The organism is Streptomyces sp. IMTB 2501 (assembly GCF_001953885.1).
GTDB lineage: Bacteria > Actinomycetota > Actinomycetes > Streptomycetales > Streptomycetaceae > Streptomyces.
Map to the genome: position 1 here is coordinate 18,370 of NZ_MQUS01000039.1, position 15,559 is coordinate 33,928.

Here is a 15,559-nt window from a genome sequence, read left to right on the forward strand (position 1 = left end):
GGCCGACCCTGTTGTGACTGCTCGGCTGGCTTGCCAAGCGCGCCTCCGTAGCGTGCCGGCCTGGACGGTAACCCCCACCGACGTACCGATGAACGCCGCTCGGGCGCGTATTGGTTCAGGTCCGTATCGAGAGTCGTGCTCGATTACGTCGCCCCGGCACCATCGGCATCGCCACCGGATACTTCCGGTAAATAGGAGAGCCGGGTCAGGGACAGAGTCAGTGGCTTGCCATTGGTTCGGCGAGGGGGCGCAGACGGTGAGTCTCGTCGAAGAGGGCTCGCTCCGTCAGACGGACCGCGACGAGGGCGGCGAGTGCTGCCGCCGCGAGGAGCATGTACATCACGACGATCTGGTAGCGGATGGCGGTGAAGGGGTCGACTCCGGCGAGGATGAGGCCGGTCATGGCGCCGGGGAGGCTGATGATGCCGACGGTCTTGGTGGAGTCGAGGGCGGGGATCAGGGCGGTGCGGACGATGGTGCGCTGGTGCGGGGCGAAGGCCTCGGTGGCGGCGAGGCCGAGGCTGAGGCGAGCCTCGATGGCGGGGCGGGCGGTGCGGACCTCGTCGTACAGGCGGGTCAGGGCGAGAGCGGTGGCCTGCATGGCGCCGGAGACGACCATGCCGCCGACGGGGATGACGACGCGGGCCTGGGTGGCGATCACGCCGAGGGCGAGCAGGGTGCCCATGGTCGCCGCCGTGCCGACGGTGATCGCGGCGGTCGCCGTGGGGAGGACCCTCGGCAGGACGGGGGTGCGGCGGGCGGCGACCCGGCCGGCGATCAGGACCATGAGGGCGAGCCAGCCGATGGCGCCGGCGAGTCCGGTGTGCTGGAAGACCAGGAGCAACAGGGCGCCGACCGCGGCAAGTTGAAGTGCGGCGCGGACTGCGGCGAGGGTGATGTCGCGGGCCAGGCGGAGGCGTCCGCGCCAGGCCACGGCGATCGTCAGGGCGATGAGGGCGGCCGAGGCGGCGACTCCCGCCCAGGTGGGGACGGCGGGGTTCACGCGGGCTCCCTGAGGTAGTCGACGCGGTGGGCCTCGCCCTGGTCGACGAGACAGCCGTGGTCGAGGACCAGTACGTGATCGGAGACGCGGCGGGCCTGCGCGGTGTTGTGGCTGACCAGGACCACGGTCAGGCCGTCGGCGACCAGTCCTCGTATGACGTCTTCGACGGCGGCGGTGCCGACCGCGTCCAAGGCGGAGGTGGGTTCGTCCAGTAGCAGGACCTGGGGAGTGACAGCCAGTGCCCTGGCCAGGCAGACGCGCTGGGCCTCGCCGCCGGAGAGGTTCGTGGTGGCGCGGTCGAGATACGCGGACGGCAGGTGGACGCGGTCGAGCAGGGTCGCCGCCTCGTGGCGGTCGAGGTCGGGGCGGCCCACGCGCAGGTCGTCCAGGACGGTGTCGGTGAGCAGGACGGGCTGCTGGCCGACGAGGGTCACGTGGCGGCGCAGGGTGAGGACGTTCCAGTCGGGCACCGAACGGCCCTGGAAGGTCACCGTTCCGGTCGTGGGTTCTTCGAGCCGGTTGAGGAGGCGCAGGAGGGTGGTCTTGCCCGCGCCGCTGGGCCCGACCAGCGCAGTGCAGGTTGACGCCGGAATGTGGCAGGTGACCGCGTCCAGCAGGGTCGCTGTGCCACGCCGCACCGTGACCGCTTGGAGGGCGAACTCGCTTGTCTCCACGGGGCAACCTCCACCCATCACCATATGCAACCAAGGTTACGTCAGATAGATGGTGTCAGTAGGGCTGGACGCCTGCCAGAGCGACTCTGGCGTCCCGGTGCCCGGCTGTGCCCCCTTGCGCGGCGACGCCTAGACCCGCAGCGGCGGCGCGAAGAGGGTTGAGGGGCGGAATCACGGTGTGGGCCCGTAGACGAGGAGGGCGGGGTGGCCGCCGGGTCCGTTCGGGACGGGGTAGTAGCTGCGGTGGGTGGTGGGGTCGACGGCGACGACGTGGGCGCCGTCGGCGAGGTGGGCGCGGCCGGTGACGGTCAGGTGCCCGTTGTGGTTGTCGGCGGTGGTGACCCAGCCGGACTCGGCGGCGACGTAGAGGTGGTGGGCGGCGGGGTCGTAGGCGAGGACGTCGGGGTCCTGGCCGACCTGGTCGTTGCCGGTGACGTGCCAGGTGCTCAGGTTGACGGTGAGCAGGCGGGCGTTGCCGTCGCAGGCGACGAAGGCCACGTGGTCGGCGGGGGCGAGGGTGAGGCCGTGGTCGTGGTCGCAGCCGGGGAGCGGGACGCGGCGGGTGATGTGGAGGGTGGTCGGGTCTATGACGGCGAGCTGGTTGCGGGTCTGGACGTCGACGAGCATCTGCCGGGTGGTGGGGTCGTAGGCGACGTTGCCTGCCTCCCCGCCGAGAGGGACGGTGCCGCGGACGGCTCCGGTGGTGGCGTCTACGACGGTTTCCGAGCCGCCGGATTCGTTGGTGGTCCACACCGTGTGGTGCACGGGGTCGTGGGCCAGTCCGTCGGGGCCGTCGCCGGTGGGGCTGCGGTGCAGGGCGGTACCCGTGGTCTCGTCCAGGGTCACGACCTGGTTGGCGTCGGCGGCGGTGGCGTACACGCGGTGCAGGGCGGGGACGACGAGGACACCACGGACGCCGGGCACGTCGTCGATGGTCCGTACGACGCGGTCCGCGTGGATGTCGACCTCGATGACCTGGCTCGCGCCGAGGTGGGCGATGAACAGCAGGCCGCGGCCGGGGTCGAGGCTCGCGTAGTCGAAGCGGGAGCTGTCGCCCGGCAGGGCGATCTCCTTCACCGGCTGAAGGGGCAGCGCCGCCTTGGGCGGCGGTTGGTTGCTGCCGCGGGTGAGCAGGACGCCGGCCACGGCGGCGGCGACAGCTAGGGCTAGGCCGATGGCCAGCATCAACAGGGCGCGGGGGCTGAGGCGACGGATCATGTGCGGTCTTTCGGGGTCGGCGGTGCAGCGGCGAGGGACAGTCCGCCGCCGCCCGTGAGCGGTGAGCGGCGGCGGGACGACCGGGCCGTTCAGTACAGGTAGGTGTCGACAAGCAGGGCCGCGACGGCGGCCAGGAGCGCATAGCGGATGCTGGTGCGCGTCGGCTGCCCGCCGAGTGGACCTATCCCGTAGCCGAGGGACGCGGCGGCGAGGGTGAAGACCCCGGAGCCAGTGTCCTGCCAGCTGACCGGGAAGACGACCAGGGGCGCGTCGGTGAAGAACTGGTCCCCGTGAGCGGCCCGCAGAATGGCGTTCCAGGCGAGGGGCCCGATGGCCGCGGCGAGCGCACCGGTCATCACCACCGCACGGGTGCGGCCCCGGGCGGCGGCGATGAGGGCGGCGGCGAGCACCGCCGACAGCGCCGCGCCGTAGCCGATCTGACCCCAGCCGATCACGACGCGGGAGCCGGGTCGGTCGCGTCCAGGGCCGGGCGCAGGGCCTTGGCGAGGGTGACGCCGTCGGCGGTGGCCCAGAAGTGCAGGTAGAACAGGCGGGGCTGTTCGTCGAAGGAGTGGTTGTGGAGTTCGACGATGTCGATGTTGCCCTTGCGCAGCGCCTGGATGACCTTCTGAGTCTCGGGTGCGGTCATGACGAAGTCGCCGTTGATGGCAGCCTTGTTGTCGCCCAGCGGCTGGAAGTTGATGCCGGTGGTGATGCCGAGGGCGGGCGGGAGCACGTGCATGCCGTCGGTGATGGTCTGGTTGCGGGCGATGGAGAACTTGTAGATGCCGCCGTCGGCCGTGCCTTTGCGGCCGAGCGCCTTGTCGATGCCGGCGGTGTCCAGGTCGATGGGCGGCTGGGTGGGCGCGGGCGGTGAGGCGGGCGGGATGGAGGTCTGGGCCAGGGCTGCCTTGATGCCCTGGGCGAGTTTCACCGGGTCGCCCATGGCGTGGATGTGCGTCCACCAGATCGCCGGGGACTGCTGGAGCAGGTGCTTGTGCAGGGCGGTCTGTTCTATGCCGGCAGCCTGGAGCGCGTCGGTGACCTTGGGCAGTTCGTCCTCGGTGATGACGAGGTCGCCCATGAGCATGGTCTCGTGCTTGTACTTGGCGAAAGCCAGGTATCCGCCGAGGGAGAGGCCGGGCTTGACGGTGACGCCCTCGGTGGTGACCTTGAGGTCCTTGCGAGGCAGCGGGATGCGGTAGACGGTGCCCTTCATCAGGGTGCCGGTACGGCCGAGAGTGTCGGCGACCGGCTTCCAGTCGGCCTCGGTGGTCTGCACGGGCTGCTGGGCATGGCCGTGCATGGAGGTCTGGTCCGCCACCATGCTGGTATCAGCGGCGGCTGCGTCGTTGTCGTTGTCGGTGTCGCTGCCGCAGCCTGTCAGCAGGCCGGCGCCCGCCACCAGAAGAAGCGCGGCGGCCGTCCCGGCGGCCGGTTTCATACGTGTACGGGGTGACATGACCACTCCTCATCGAGATCGTCGTCGATGGTGCCTGGGTGGCCAGACAAACCGCCGTTGATGAAGCTGGCATGAAGAGTCCCCCATCCGGGTGTCTTCACGACAGCTTCATCAATGGCCAGGACCGTGGGAGCCCCAAACGACGCAATGAAACAGGAGGAAGCCACATGCGGATCCTGGTCGCCGAGCAAGAACCCAAGACGTGGGGCCTGTTGCATCGAACGCTGACCGAAGAGGGGTACGCCGTCGACACAGCCGTGGACGGGCTGCAGGCCATAGCTCTGACCGACGTCGACACCTTCGACGCGATGGTGCTGGACGCAACGCTGTCTGGTCTGGACGGCTTCGAGGTCTGCGCCGCCCTCCGGCGACGCGGCAACTGGCTGGCTGTGCTGATGCTGACCGCTACGGATGCTGTCACCGACCGCGTCCATGGCCTGGACGACGGAGCCGACGACTACCTCCCCAAGCCCTTCAGCCGCGACGAACTGCTGGCCCGGCTGCGAGCCCTGATCCGACGTGGTCCCGTCGAACGCCCCACCGTCCTCACCGCCGGGGACCTCACCCTCGACCCGGCCACACGGACCGTACACCGCGGTCAGGAGGAGATCCCCCTGACCTCCGAGGAACACGCCCTCCTCGAAGCCCTGATGCGCCGCCCCGGCACCGTCCTGACCCACTCCACGCTTGTGGAACACTGCTGGGACCCCGGCACCAGCTCAGGTCCCGACGTCATCGACGGCCACATCCAGACCCTCCGCGCCAAGATCGACCGCCCCTACGGCGCCCGGTCCGTGGAGACCGTCCGCTGCACCGGCTACCGCATCCGCCCCGACGGCGGCCCCACCCCGACCCGGACGACATGAACCGCATCCCGCTCCGCATCCGCCTCACCGCAATCTTCGCCGCCGTGATGGGCCTGGTGCTGGCCGGTGCCGGCTACCTCACCCTCAGCCGCTTCCGCGAGGCCCAGTCCGAATACGGAACGGCGACGGGCGTGGCCCGGGAAGCCCAGCAGGCCGCCTCGGACGACTTGGTGCGCGAGCTGCTCACCGCGCTGCCCATCGTGTTCGTGCTGGCGACGATCGGCGCGTACCTGCTGGCCGCCGCGGCTCTGCGCCCGGTGGAACGCATGCGCACCCAGGCCGCCGCCGTCACCGAGGACACGCCCGAGTACCGCCTCGATGTACCGCCCAGCCGCGACGAGATCGCCCGCCTGGCCACCACCCTCAACGGTATGCTCACCCGGCTCCAGACCGCCCTGGACCACGAGAGGCTCTTCGTGGCCGACGCCAGCCACGAGCTGCGCACCCCGCTGAGCCTGCTGCGCACGGAGATCGAACTCGCCCTACGGCACCCCCGAGACGCCGCCGAACTGCACGCCGCCCTCGTTTCCGCGCACGAGGAGACCGAACGGCTCGTCCAGCTCGCCGAGGACCTGCTGCTCCTGGCCCGCACCGACCGTCGTGACACCACTGCCGTCGGGTCGGCGGTACCCGATCTCGCCCCCGTTCTGCACCGGGTGGCGGCCCGCTTGCGCAACGGCTCGCCCGGCAAGGTCATCACGGTCGACTGCCCTGCCGGACTGACCGCCGCTGTTCCGGTCGACCGCTTGGACCGGGCGGTGACGAACCTGATCCATAACGCCCAGCAGCACGGCCGCGCCCCTGTCGAAGTGACCGCCCACTGCGACGGGGAACGGGTCCGCATGGAGGTCCGCGACCACGGCCCCGGCTTCCCGCCCGACTTCCTCCTGCACGCCTTCGACCGCTTCACCCAGGCCGACCGATCCCGTTCCACGAGCGGCACTGGCCTCGGCCTGGCCATCACCGCCGCCATCGCCCGCGCCGCCGGCGGACAGTACGGCGCCTACAACCACCCCGACGGCGGCGCAGTCGCATGGATCTCCCTCCCGGCACTGCCACGGTCGGCCGCATCGGTTTGATGGGTCCCAAACGCCATGCAGCCATGGTTACGTTTTGCGGGATCCGAGTTGCGGGGAGCGTCCATCCACACGAGTCATTCAGCATCCGCACGAGCTCATCAGGAAAAGCCATGGTCCTTGCCGTCGCCTCGTCGTCCGAAATCTTCAGCACCGCCCATATCGGGCTGACCGCCGCCATCACCGGCGTCCTCGCGCTCGCCGTGGCGGTCTGGCGGCTTCCCCGATCGGCATGGGCCGACATGGCCGCGGTCGCGGTGTTGTCCGCGGCTTCCGTGTACCTGTGGCGGATGTCCGCGAACATGACGCCACTGAACAAGGACGGCCTGCCGGGCTTCTCCGCCAACGACTGGGCCGCCCCCGTTCTCACCTACGTCTTCCTCGGCCTGTACGCCGACGTCCGCCTCCCAGCGGACCCACGCCGCTACGCCCAGACCCGGGCCCTCGCCACCCTCGTCTCACTGGCGGTGAACGTCATCACCATCTGACGGCGAGAAGGCGTTCATGAGGGCGGGCCCTCGCGACGAGCGCCGCCTCCTTGTCAAGTACCAGGTGAACGGGCTGCTCAGCTGACGTGCAGGGTGACAGCGGCGGTGTGGAGGGTGCCCGCGGTCTGGAACTGCAGAAACAGTCGCCAGTTGCCGGAGGCGGGCAGGGCGGTCATGAAGTCCAGAGTGGGGCCGCCGTGGCTGCCGTTGACCTTGGTCTGCGGGTGGAGGTGGGCGAACGCCTCGTCGCCTTGGTGGAAGGCAGTGAGGTGGGCGTAGGTGTCGAGGTAGGGCTGGAGATCGGTGACCGGTTTGCCGTCCTTGTGGACCGTGACGGTCAGCGGGCTGGCCGTGCCCGCTTTCAGATCGCCGCTGAGGGTGAGGGTGTAGCCGTCGGAAGTGGTGGAGGACGCGGGTGCCGGCAGGGCGGTGGTGGGTGCGGAGCCGGGGACGGTCACAGTGCGGCTGAGGACGAAGTCCTGGCCCTTGCCCGGTCCGGTGTCCGGCATGAACTGGGTGAACAGCCGCCAGGAACCGGGCTGGAGGGCGGCCAGGCTCGCGGTCCAAGTGCCGTCACTCGCCATGGTCGGATGGACGTGCTGGAAGCCGGTCAGATCCGAGCGGATCGCATAGAAGTGCAGCCGTTTGGTCTGGTCGAGGGCGAAGACGGTGACCGGCTTGCCACTGGAGCTGGTGATGGCGAACCGGTACGTGGCCGTCTTTCCGGCCGGGAGGCGGTTGGTGTCCGAGGCCAGGGTGTAGCCGTCCTGCCGGTCGGCCAGGCCGTTCCCGGTGGGCATGCCGCTCATGCTGGGCATCGATGTCATCGATTGGCGGCCCCCGCTCGGCATTGACGCTGGGGGCGGCATGGACATGCTGGGTGTGGAGGGGGTGCGGGGGGCGTCGGAACCGCACGCCGTGAGCACGAGCGCCAGGCTCCCCGCGACGCAAGCCGCGGCAACGGGACGCCGGGGGCAGGCCGAATGGAAGAGATCGTGCACCAGAACCACCTCCTCCTCAGCATCCTGTCGCTGGACGCCGGGCGCCACAGCAGGGAGATCTGGCCAGTCTCATGTGATCTTGCCGTTGGCCGAGGCTGTGACGTGGGCAGATGCAGCGATGGCTGGGACGGGACATCTGTGGAGTCCCTGTTGACGTTGTCGCCCACGAGCGTATGCAGAGGGTTGGTCTCATTCGAAGGTGCCGATCAGTCGGCTCCGCCACCGGCGTCCCGGGCATGTCCCGGGGTTCTGCGGTTCTTGCCTGACGCGCAAGAGCGGACTCGCACGAGTGCCCTGCGCTGTTGCCGGCGCCGGCGTCGTATCCGTGCATGGACTGCCTTCCCAGCCGTACGACGTACCGGACCATCGTGGTCGCTTTCGGCTTACCTCGGAAGCCGGAGCCGGTGGCGGCAGACGGGTTCATCTCGCGGCGGTACGCGAGGTGGTGCATGCGTCGGGCCGGGCCCCGCCGTGGGCATGGAGGAAGGCCAGGACGTCGCAGACGGACTGGCCGAGAACCTGGTTGTGGCCCGCACCGGGGTAGGTGCGGTAGAGGATGGCGGGTGAGTCCAGGCGACGAAGGTGCGCGACGACCGCGTCGGTCCAGGCGGGCGGCACGTCTTGGTCGGCCCGGCCCTGGACGACCAGAGCGGGGACGGGCACGGCGGAGCGGTCCGGGTCGCCGTAGGCGCCCATCCGCTCGCCCATCTGCCGCATCTGCTCCGTGCTCAGCGGCAGCATCCGCTCGGTGTCCAGGCCGTTGAGTACGGGATCGCTGTCCGTCACGCAGTCGGCGAGGACGTGGGAAGCGGTCGCTGCGGCCGCGGAGCCCAACAGCGAACGCAGATTCACCGAGGGGTCGAGAGCGGCCAGTCCCGCCAGGGAGTAGAACGCGAAGGACAGCTCGCTGGGCACGTGAGACGTTTTCACTCCGGCGAGCATCGCCTCCAGGTGGCTGGCCGGCGCAACGGCGACCACCGCGCCGAGGCGCTGCTTATCCGTCGGACGCTCGGCGTGGGCGGCAAACAGCGCAGCCTGGCCCCCTTGTGAGTGCCCCACCGCGAACCACACCGGCGACAGGCCGGGCACGAGCCGGCCGGCCGCGGTGACGATGTCGGCGACGGCGTTGCCCTCGTCCGCGCCAACCAGGTAGGTGTGCACCGCAGGGGTGCCCAGCCCGGGGTAGTCCGAGGCAGCGACCACATACCCGGCGCGAAGGAACGCGCGAAGCTCCTGAGCGAAGGCGTCCGAGCCCAGATTCGCTGATTGGGAGGGCGCGCAGGCGTCGGCCACACCGGTCGTTCCGTGTGCCCAGGACACCACCGGCCGACCGCCCCTGGGCGCGGCACCGGGTGGCACCAGCACCGTGCCACTGACCGGAATGTCCGCGCCACGGGCGTTGGTGGAGTGATAGAGCACCGTCCAGCGCCGCGCACCCTCCAGTCCCGCATCGGGGCCGTGGTCCGTCGCGGCGATCAGCGAGCCCGGCACTGCGGCCGGCAGCGGATCGGGCACCTGGTAGGTGTGGCCCACCATGGTCACTCCCGACGGCATCCGCCGGTCCGAGGTGTCAACAGTCCCGGTGATGTCCACCTGGTGTGAGAAGGCGCAGCTGCCTCCCACCGCAGTGAGCGCGGTGGCGAACACGGCGGCGCACAGGCGGCCCGCCTGGCGGCGGCGCGGCACTCTGCCGGTGCGAGTCACCGGGAGGTGGAGCAGGCTGTGTATCCGCACGGGTAGAGACCCCTTCCAGCGAACGTGTTCTGCCTCACCCTGGCATCACTCCCAATCAACGCGCCTGTGGAGATCCGCCGTCCGAGGCGCCCGTCGCGCGTGCTCCGATTGCGGCGAAGCCACGTCTCGACGGGCTTCCGCTCTCCATCAGCTTGGGCAGCAGTCCACGTCCCTGGACGAATCGAAAGTTCACAAGTTCTCGTGAACAGAGCCACCACAGTGCAACCGGCAACCACACTGCGGCACCGGCAACCCATGCCGCAGACCACTGGCGGCGGACGCAGACTGAGCGTCGTAGGCGGCTGGGTGCGCGAGGGCGGCGAAGGCGAAGGTCAGGGCCGTCCATGTCCTACAGGCTGGCCGCTGCACGCGTGGGTGCGTCGATGCCCGTGCGGGCCGCAGCCGGCGGAGGTGAAACCGAACCGGACGTCACCTGTCGCGTCGGGGTGAGATGAGCGAGAGCTACGAGGCCGGGCTCGTTCGCGGACGTCGACAGATCGAAGCCCATCACGTCATCAGGGATATGACCTTCGCCGACGGCGACTGCCAACTGCGCACCGGCAACGCCGCCCACGGCATGGTTGCCGGTTCCGCAAGACTTCTCTGAATCTGGAGATATCAACAGAAAAAGTGGCAAGTCGCCTCGACTCGCCGCGCTGAAGCTGGCACCGTAATTGCGCGTGAAGCAGACCGAAACCAGGCAATCCGACCGCTGGGTGCGTTGGATGCTGCTGCTGGCCGGCGCCGCCATGCTTTTCGTCGAGCTGGCGCTGACCAGATGGGTGGGCGCCAACGTCGTCCACCTCAGCTCCTTCTCGAACTTCATCCTGCTGGGATCGTTCCTGCCAGTGGCTCACACGCTGGGCACCGGTGCCGCTCGCGCTTCTCGTCATCCTGGTACGCGAGTTTCCGGTGCAGGTGCGTCAGAGCAGCGGCCAGGTCATCTACTTCACCGCCGTGAAGACCACCGGCTTTCCCGAGTGGGTGACGCTGCCGGCCATCTTCCTGCTCACCGCGGTGATCATGGCTGCGATCGGCAAGATCGCCGCCGATCTCTTCCACCGGCTTCCCTCGCTCGATTCCTACCGCTACGACCTGCTCGGCAGCATCACCGGCTCGGTGTCCTTCGCCCCGCTGTCCATGATATTCGCCTGACGGATAGCCAAATCGTCACACGGTTGATCAATCAGGCTTCATCGTGTCACTCGTACGGCTTATTTAAAGTGAAGAAACTCGCAATAACCATCCGACAGCTGGGCGTCATCGGAATGAATCCTGCAGCCATTCGCTATGGTCAATTCATTCATGTGCTATCTCGCCGCAAGGGGGCCGGTTAGGTGAAGAGTTACAGACCGCGCAATGCTGCGACCGAACTGGAACGAGTATTTCCAGATCGGATTCGAGTGTCAGTGTTCGGAGTTGCGATTTTTGCACTTGCTGTCATCGGTTATTTGTGGACCGTTTGGCCCAAAGATCTATGGTGGCTTATCGACGCAGAGGTGTACCGCGCCGGGGCGGAACGGGTCACGGCATCATTGCCACTTTACGATCACAGCGTTTACGATGGGCTGCAATTCACGTATTCCCCATTCGCTGCGCTGTGTTTTGTGCCGCTCACGTTTTTCTCGATGGATTCACTGCGCTTCCTGGTGACGTGTGTGAATCTTGCTGCGCCGCTGGTAGTGGCTTGGATGGCGTGGGGCTTCTTGGGCTACAGGCCCAACCATGGTCGGCTTGCCATGACGTTCCTCGTCGGAGGTTTCGCTCTCTGGCTCGAACCGGTGCAGACCACCGTAGTGCTCGGGCAGGTCAACCTGCTGCTATTGATCCTCATCATGATGGATTGTGCGCCCCATGGCTCTTATAGAATGCGAGGAGCGGGGGTCGGTATCGCAGCCGCTATCAAGCTCACACCGTGTATCTTCGTTTTTTACTTTGTGGTGACACGCCAATTCAAAGCCGCCCTCGTGTCCGTGCTGACAATTCTGTCCACGATCGCGATCGGCTTCTTTGTCATTCCTAGAGATTCGGCAGAATACTGGGGAGGGGTATTTCTTAACTCGCATCGCATCGGTGCGGCCACCAATGTGGGGAATCAGTCTATTGCCGGACTGCTGTCCCGACAAATGCATGTCCCTAATCCGCCGACACTGCTTTGGGTGACCCTCTCGGGCCTGACCGTAATTATTGCCCTGACCTTCGCTGCCCTGGCTCACTGGTGCGGTGAGGAACTGCTGGCGATCAGCGTTGTGGGCATCGCCGGCTGCCTCGCATCTCCCCTTTCCTGGAGCCACCATTGGGTCTGGGCGATCCTGCTCTTGGTGATCGGGGTCCATCACGTCCACGGGCATCGGCCGTGGGCTGCCTTCTCTGTAGCAGCCTTCGTAATGCTGTTCTTCTCCTGGATCGTCGGAAAGTCCAAACTCCCGGACAGGACGCCCCCCATGGGAATCATCCAGCGAACCTCCCAAGCTGAATGGAGCACGCTGGTCTGCAATAACCTCTATGTGTGGATCGCAGTTATCGTCTATGCGGCGACCTTCTGGTACCTCAGTAGGATTGCTGCAAAGGGATTTCAGTCGGATCCACCGGTCGGCAACCGGAACGGGGAGTGCCTGGCACAGTGAGGCGCCAGCCGAGCTGGGAAGAGAGGATTTCCTACACTTCCATTACTGCCGCCCTACCCCTTGACCCGCGCTGGCAGCCGAGATGAGATGGCTGGCCATCTGGTCGGCACGATCAGGCCCGATGTTCCCCTGATGCGGCGGACCGCTTTTGACGCTGCCCCGGCCGAGTCCAAAAGCTGCCTGGTGTTCGAGGGTAGTCGGGTGCGCAACTAAGTGGTCGGCTCCGGAAGTCCTTCGGGGGTTGATCACGTAGCTGGCACGGCGGAGGATTCTTCCCGGCAATCGGCGGTGTGCCGGTCGAGCCTGGCCAGCAGATCGTCCAGGTCGGAAGTGGTGAACTTCCACTGGAACGGCTGTGCTGTGGCGTTGTAGCGGTCTTCGAAGGCTCGGAGCCGGTCCCTGACCTCGGTGGGGTCGGTGAAGTCGTTGGGTGAGACGACCTTCCGCTGGACGACGGAGAAGTAGATCTCCACCTGGTTTAACCAGGAGGCGTGCACCGGGGTATGGACCATGACCGCGTTCGGGAAAACGCTGGCCAACCGGTCGACGGCCTTCCTCCCGCGGTGGGAGGAGCCGTTGTCCACGATCCAGAACACCCGCTTGGCACCGGCGTAGGGCTCCTGGCTCATGACCTGGGCGACCAGGTTCATGAACGGGTTGATGCCGGTCCTGGGCTCGGTGCGGCCGAACACCCGAGCGTGGTGGACGTCGTAGGCGGCGAGGTAGGCCAGGGGGCCGCCGCGTCCGTAGGTGTGGTTGACCCGCATCGCCCGGGCCCGGCCCGGTGGCAGGGTGGCATCGGCATCGGCATCGGCATCGGGCCTGGACGGAGGTCTTCTCGTCGGCGCTGATGACGTATTCGTCCACTCCGAGCGGTTCGCCCTGCCAGGTGCGGGCGTACAGGTCCAGCACACGGGCGGCGATGGGGCGGAAATCGGGGTCGCGGATGAAGATCCAGGAGCGGTGCTGCCAGGGCTTGAGCGCGTCCTGAGCCAGCCAGCGGCGCACGGTGGACGCGGACACGGCCGGGGCGATGCCCCTCTCCATGGCTTCACGGGCCACTTCCGGACACGACCAGCGGGATAGTGGAGTGCTGGTTTCGGCGGGCAGTTGGCAGGCCAGCGCCTTGACCTGGGCGGTCTGCAGCGCGGTGAACGAGGGCGGGTGCCCGGGGCGCCGGCGGTCGGCCAGTCCGGGCATGTCCTGCTCGGCGAACCGGCGCCGCCAGGTCCGGCCGGTGTCCGGGTGCAGTCCCGTCTCGCGCGTTGGAGCGGCCTCTGGCCGCGTGGGGCACGACGTGCGCGCGCATCCGGGCTTGGTAGGGAGTCTTGTGGCCATAGGCCATCTTCTTCAGCCGGTGCCTCTGCGAGGCCGTCGGCGATATCGGGCAGGCAACGGCAACGGACAAGGCAGGCAGGCCGATCAGCAGAAGTGGATCTTACCGATCGCAGGCTGTCGCGGCACCCGGCAGCCTATCGAGATCAGGGTCAGAGGGACTGCCGGTAACCAAAGAACTCGTGGTCCTCGTTGTAGCCGCCGAATCCGCTGCCGATGTCGGAGAAGTCGGCGACGAACTCGATCGCCTTGATCCACTTGACCTGCTTGAAGCCAAGTTCGACCTCGTTCCGCAGCCGCAGCGGGGCACCATGACCGAACGGCAGTGCCCGGTCGTTCATGCCGTAGGCGAGCATGGTGAGTTTGCTACGCATGTGCTCAATGGGATGGGCGTCGTAGTAGGTACCGCCGTCGGCGCCTTCCCCCAAGGAGTAGAACACCACCCACCTGGCCTGCGGGCCGGGCATGACCAGGTCGAGAATCACGGACATGGAAACGCCTGTCCACTTGGCGACTCCCGACCATCCCTGAATGCAGAAGTGCTGCGTGATCTGCTCATGGACGGGCAGTTTCCGCAACTCGTCGAGAGACAGCTCGGCCGGGTGGGCAACCAGGCCGCCGATGCGCAGCCGGTAGTCGGCGAACCCGCCTTCTTGCAGGGCCTTGTACTCGGCGGAGTCGGGGTAGCGGCCGTTGTGCCAGAAATAGGGAGAGATGTCCTTGGCGGTGTAGGCGCCGGGACGGACGTCCACATGCTCGAACCAGCGTTGCACACCGCCGATGAGGGCGTAGCCGACGCGCTGTACGACCCGCGGATGACGCAGAGTGAACGGTGTCGCAACGACCCATCCGGCAACGACCACCGTCATCCATCCGACGAAGATCCCAAATCCCAGCCAGCTGTTGTCGTTGCGGCCGCTGCTGATGAGGTTGAGGTTGGTGAGGAGCCCGGTGGTGAAGACCAGGCTGACGTGGATCACGATGAACAGCAGGAACCAACTGAAGACCAGGAAGTGCAGCGACCGTGCGGTCTGGATGCTCAGCACCCGGCTGATCCGCCGGAACCGGGTCGACAACGCTGGCGACATGCCCAGCCCAGTGATGAGAGCCAGGGGTGCCGCGCCGAAAACGGTGACGAAGTAGGCCAGCTGTTGCAGCCCGTTGTAGGCCACCCAGCTGTCGTTCCGCGGCCAGTCCAGCGACAGGTACTGGATGGCTGTCGACAAGGCGTCGGGGAACACCGTCCAGCTCGTGGGGACCAGGCGTTTCCACTGCGGGGTGATGAAGAGCAGCAGGTAGAAGACAAGTCCGTTGAGAAGCCACAGCGTGCTTACTCCGAGGTGCCACCACCGGGCCAGGCCGATCGAGTGCCGGATTCCGGGCAGCGCGACCTGGCCGGGCAAGCTGATGGAGTCCTGCTTCGCGGTCCACAGCGGGTCGGCGGGCACAGGCTTTTGGATGCGGAACCATTCCCGTCCCGGGGTGCAGTGCCGGGTCCAGTACAGGCGCGGATGGTCGCTCAGAATCTGCAGCCCCGACCGCAGGATGAACAGGATGAAGAACAGGTTGAAGAAGTGCAACCAGCGGGCCCACGCCGGAAGGCCCGCGTAATCGTCATGGGCCGCGACGGGACCAGTGCCGGGATGCTCGGTGATGAACTGCTGGACCGACGGCATGCCCCGCAGCCCCTTGGCCACGGCGACGCATACCAGCAAGACAACGAAGCCGAGCGGGAGCAGCCACAGCAGGTTGAACCACCGGTTGCCCAGGCGCACCCTCGGCGCCACCCCGCCCGCCGCCGGCACCGAGCCCGACCACGTCACCACATCGATGACATCCGTACCCTCCGTCAGCCCCGAGCGGAAGCCGGGTGGGAACCGGTCGGAGGCCCCCGACGCGTGCGGACGGTCCTCCGCACCCGTCGAACCCGCCTCGTCCGACACAACCCTCAGCCTCCCAAGGCACGCGTCCAGGCCCTCACTCCGCATGCCGTCAATAGAGCCCTCCACCGGCTCCAGCACCCTCGTGCGCGGCGGAACTTCCTCTCCTCGCCCGGACCGACGAGACGAGGGACT

The 15,559-nt window shown here is 67.6% G+C and carries 15 protein-coding genes and 1 pseudogene; 5 read left to right on the forward strand and 11 right to left on the reverse strand.

The genetic code is table 11. The features are described 5' to 3' along the window. Window positions 1–217: 217 nt before the first annotated feature. The 5 genes from fetB to AV521_RS52430 all read right to left on the reverse strand — a co-directional run bounded on the left by fetB (window position 218) and on the right by AV521_RS52430 (window position 4,357). Window positions 218–1,003: an iron export ABC transporter permease subunit FetB gene (gene fetB / locus AV521_RS40465; RefSeq protein ID WP_076096260.1), complete on the reverse strand. Its 786-nt coding sequence runs from the start codon at window positions 1,001–1,003 to the stop codon at window positions 218–220. Beyond that, window positions 1,000–1,677 (reverse strand): ATP-binding cassette domain-containing protein, encoded by a 678-nt coding sequence (locus tag AV521_RS40470; protein WP_256725895.1) that lies wholly within the window; start codon window positions 1,675–1,677, stop codon window positions 1,000–1,002. The genes fetB and AV521_RS40470 overlap by 4 nt, the downstream gene beginning before the upstream one ends. 171 nt (window positions 1,678–1,848) lie before the next feature. Then, the gene (locus AV521_RS40475) at window positions 1,849–2,895 is read right to left on the reverse strand and encodes a YncE family protein (RefSeq protein WP_076096261.1); all 1,047 of its coding nucleotides are present in this window, start codon (window positions 2,893–2,895) and stop codon (window positions 1,849–1,851) included. An 89-nt stretch (window positions 2,896–2,984) separates the two neighbouring features. Then, window positions 2,985–3,350 carry a hypothetical protein gene (locus tag AV521_RS40480; protein WP_076096264.1) on the reverse strand — a complete coding sequence of 122 codons (366 nt, stop codon included), beginning with the start codon at window positions 3,348–3,350 and terminating at the stop codon, window positions 2,985–2,987. After that, the gene (locus AV521_RS52430; RefSeq protein WP_107481150.1) at window positions 3,347–4,357 is read right to left on the reverse strand and encodes a DUF1259 domain-containing protein; all 1,011 of its coding nucleotides are present in this window, start codon (window positions 4,355–4,357) and stop codon (window positions 3,347–3,349) included. Before AV521_RS52430 ends, AV521_RS40480 begins: the two co-directional genes overlap by 4 nt. A 167-nt stretch (window positions 4,358–4,524) precedes the next feature. Here AV521_RS52430 and AV521_RS40490 point away from each other — a divergent pair, with 167 nt between their 5' ends. The 3 genes from AV521_RS40490 (at window position 4,525) to AV521_RS40500 (ending at window position 6,787) form a co-directional block, all read left to right on the forward strand. Beyond that, window positions 4,525–5,223 (forward strand): response regulator transcription factor, encoded by a 699-nt coding sequence (locus AV521_RS40490; RefSeq protein WP_076096265.1) that lies wholly within the window; start codon window positions 4,525–4,527, stop codon window positions 5,221–5,223. Then, on the forward strand, window positions 5,220–6,302 hold the full coding sequence (locus AV521_RS52435; protein ID WP_076096267.1) for a cell wall metabolism sensor histidine kinase WalK: 1,083 nt from the start codon (window positions 5,220–5,222) through the stop codon (window positions 6,300–6,302). Before AV521_RS40490 ends, AV521_RS52435 begins: the two co-directional genes overlap by 4 nt. A 110-nt stretch (window positions 6,303–6,412) precedes the next feature. Further along, entirely contained in the window at window positions 6,413–6,787 is a 375-nt protein-coding gene (locus tag AV521_RS40500) for a hypothetical protein (protein ID WP_076096270.1), read from the forward strand. Window positions 6,788–6,864: 77 nt separating this feature from the next. On the opposite strand, the gene AV521_RS40505 is transcribed toward AV521_RS40500, so the two are convergent. The 3 genes from AV521_RS40505 to AV521_RS49800 form a co-directional block, all read right to left on the reverse strand. Continuing rightward, window positions 6,865–7,587 carry a hypothetical protein gene (locus tag AV521_RS40505; protein ID WP_256725896.1) on the reverse strand — a complete coding sequence of 241 codons (723 nt, stop codon included), beginning with the start codon at window positions 7,585–7,587 and terminating at the stop codon, window positions 6,865–6,867. A 621-nt stretch (window positions 7,588–8,208) separates the two neighbouring features. Next, the gene (locus AV521_RS40510; RefSeq protein ID WP_256725897.1) at window positions 8,209–9,522 is read right to left on the reverse strand and encodes a S9 family peptidase; all 1,314 of its coding nucleotides are present in this window, start codon (window positions 9,520–9,522) and stop codon (window positions 8,209–8,211) included. A 349-nt stretch (window positions 9,523–9,871) separates the two neighbouring features. Then, window positions 9,872–10,348 carry a hypothetical protein gene (locus tag AV521_RS49800; RefSeq protein ID WP_179023755.1) on the reverse strand — a complete coding sequence of 159 codons (477 nt, stop codon included), beginning with the start codon at window positions 10,346–10,348 and terminating at the stop codon, window positions 9,872–9,874. Window positions 10,349–10,392: 44 nt separating this feature from the next. Here AV521_RS49800 and AV521_RS40515 point away from each other — a divergent pair, with 44 nt between their 5' ends. Together AV521_RS40515 and AV521_RS40520 are read left to right on the forward strand one after the other, a co-directional pair. After that, on the forward strand, window positions 10,393–10,677 hold the full coding sequence (locus AV521_RS40515) for a hypothetical protein (RefSeq protein ID WP_256725898.1): 285 nt from the start codon (window positions 10,393–10,395) through the stop codon (window positions 10,675–10,677). 182 nt (window positions 10,678–10,859) lie between these two features. After that, window positions 10,860–12,149 carry a glycosyltransferase 87 family protein gene (locus AV521_RS40520; protein ID WP_079249648.1) on the forward strand — a complete coding sequence of 430 codons (1,290 nt, stop codon included), beginning with the start codon at window positions 10,860–10,862 and terminating at the stop codon, window positions 12,147–12,149. Between the two features lie 245 nt (window positions 12,150–12,394). On the opposite strand, the gene AV521_RS51780 is transcribed toward AV521_RS40520, so the two are convergent. From AV521_RS51780 to AV521_RS40530, 3 genes and pseudogenes are all read right to left on the reverse strand, one after another. Further along, entirely contained in the window at window positions 12,395–12,916 is a 522-nt protein-coding gene (locus AV521_RS51780; RefSeq protein WP_256725899.1) for a transposase, read from the reverse strand. 286 nt (window positions 12,917–13,202) lie between these two features. Then, window positions 13,203–13,487: pseudogene (locus tag AV521_RS52440) on the reverse strand (helix-turn-helix domain-containing protein); the annotation flags it as partial. 149 nt (window positions 13,488–13,636) lie between these two features. Continuing rightward, a complete protein-coding gene (locus AV521_RS40530) occupies window positions 13,637–15,505 on the reverse strand; it encodes a molybdopterin-dependent oxidoreductase (RefSeq protein WP_256725900.1) in 1,869 nt (622 codons plus the stop codon). Window positions 15,506–15,559 lie beyond the last annotated feature (54 nt).

Bases quoted from the DNA above. Each gene is read 5' to 3' on its own strand.
- AV521_RS40475 (WP_076096261.1), bottom strand. From the start codon at position 2,895: ATGATCCGTCGCCTCAGCCCCCGCGCCCTGTTGATGCTGGCCATCGGC.
- AV521_RS52430 (WP_107481150.1), bottom strand. From the start codon at position 4,357: ATGTCACCCCGTACACGTATGAAACCGGCCGCCGGGACGGCCGCCGCG.
- AV521_RS40490 (WP_076096265.1), top strand. From the start codon at position 4,525: ATGCGGATCCTGGTCGCCGAGCAAGAACCCAAGACGTGGGGCCTGTTG.
- AV521_RS52435 (WP_076096267.1), top strand. From the start codon at position 5,220: ATGAACCGCATCCCGCTCCGCATCCGCCTCACCGCAATCTTCGCCGCC.
- AV521_RS40500 (WP_076096270.1), top strand. From the start codon at position 6,413: ATGGTCCTTGCCGTCGCCTCGTCGTCCGAAATCTTCAGCACCGCCCAT.
- AV521_RS40505 (WP_256725896.1), bottom strand. From the start codon at position 7,587: ATGCCCACCGGGAACGGCCTGGCCGACCGGCAGGACGGCTACACCCTG.
- AV521_RS49800 (WP_179023755.1), bottom strand. From the start codon at position 10,348: ATGAAGTTCGAGAAGGAGCTGAGGTGGACGACGTTGGCGCCCACCCAT.
- AV521_RS51780 (WP_256725899.1), bottom strand. From the start codon at position 12,916: ATGCGGGTCAACCACACCTACGGACGCGGCGGCCCCCTGGCCTACCTC.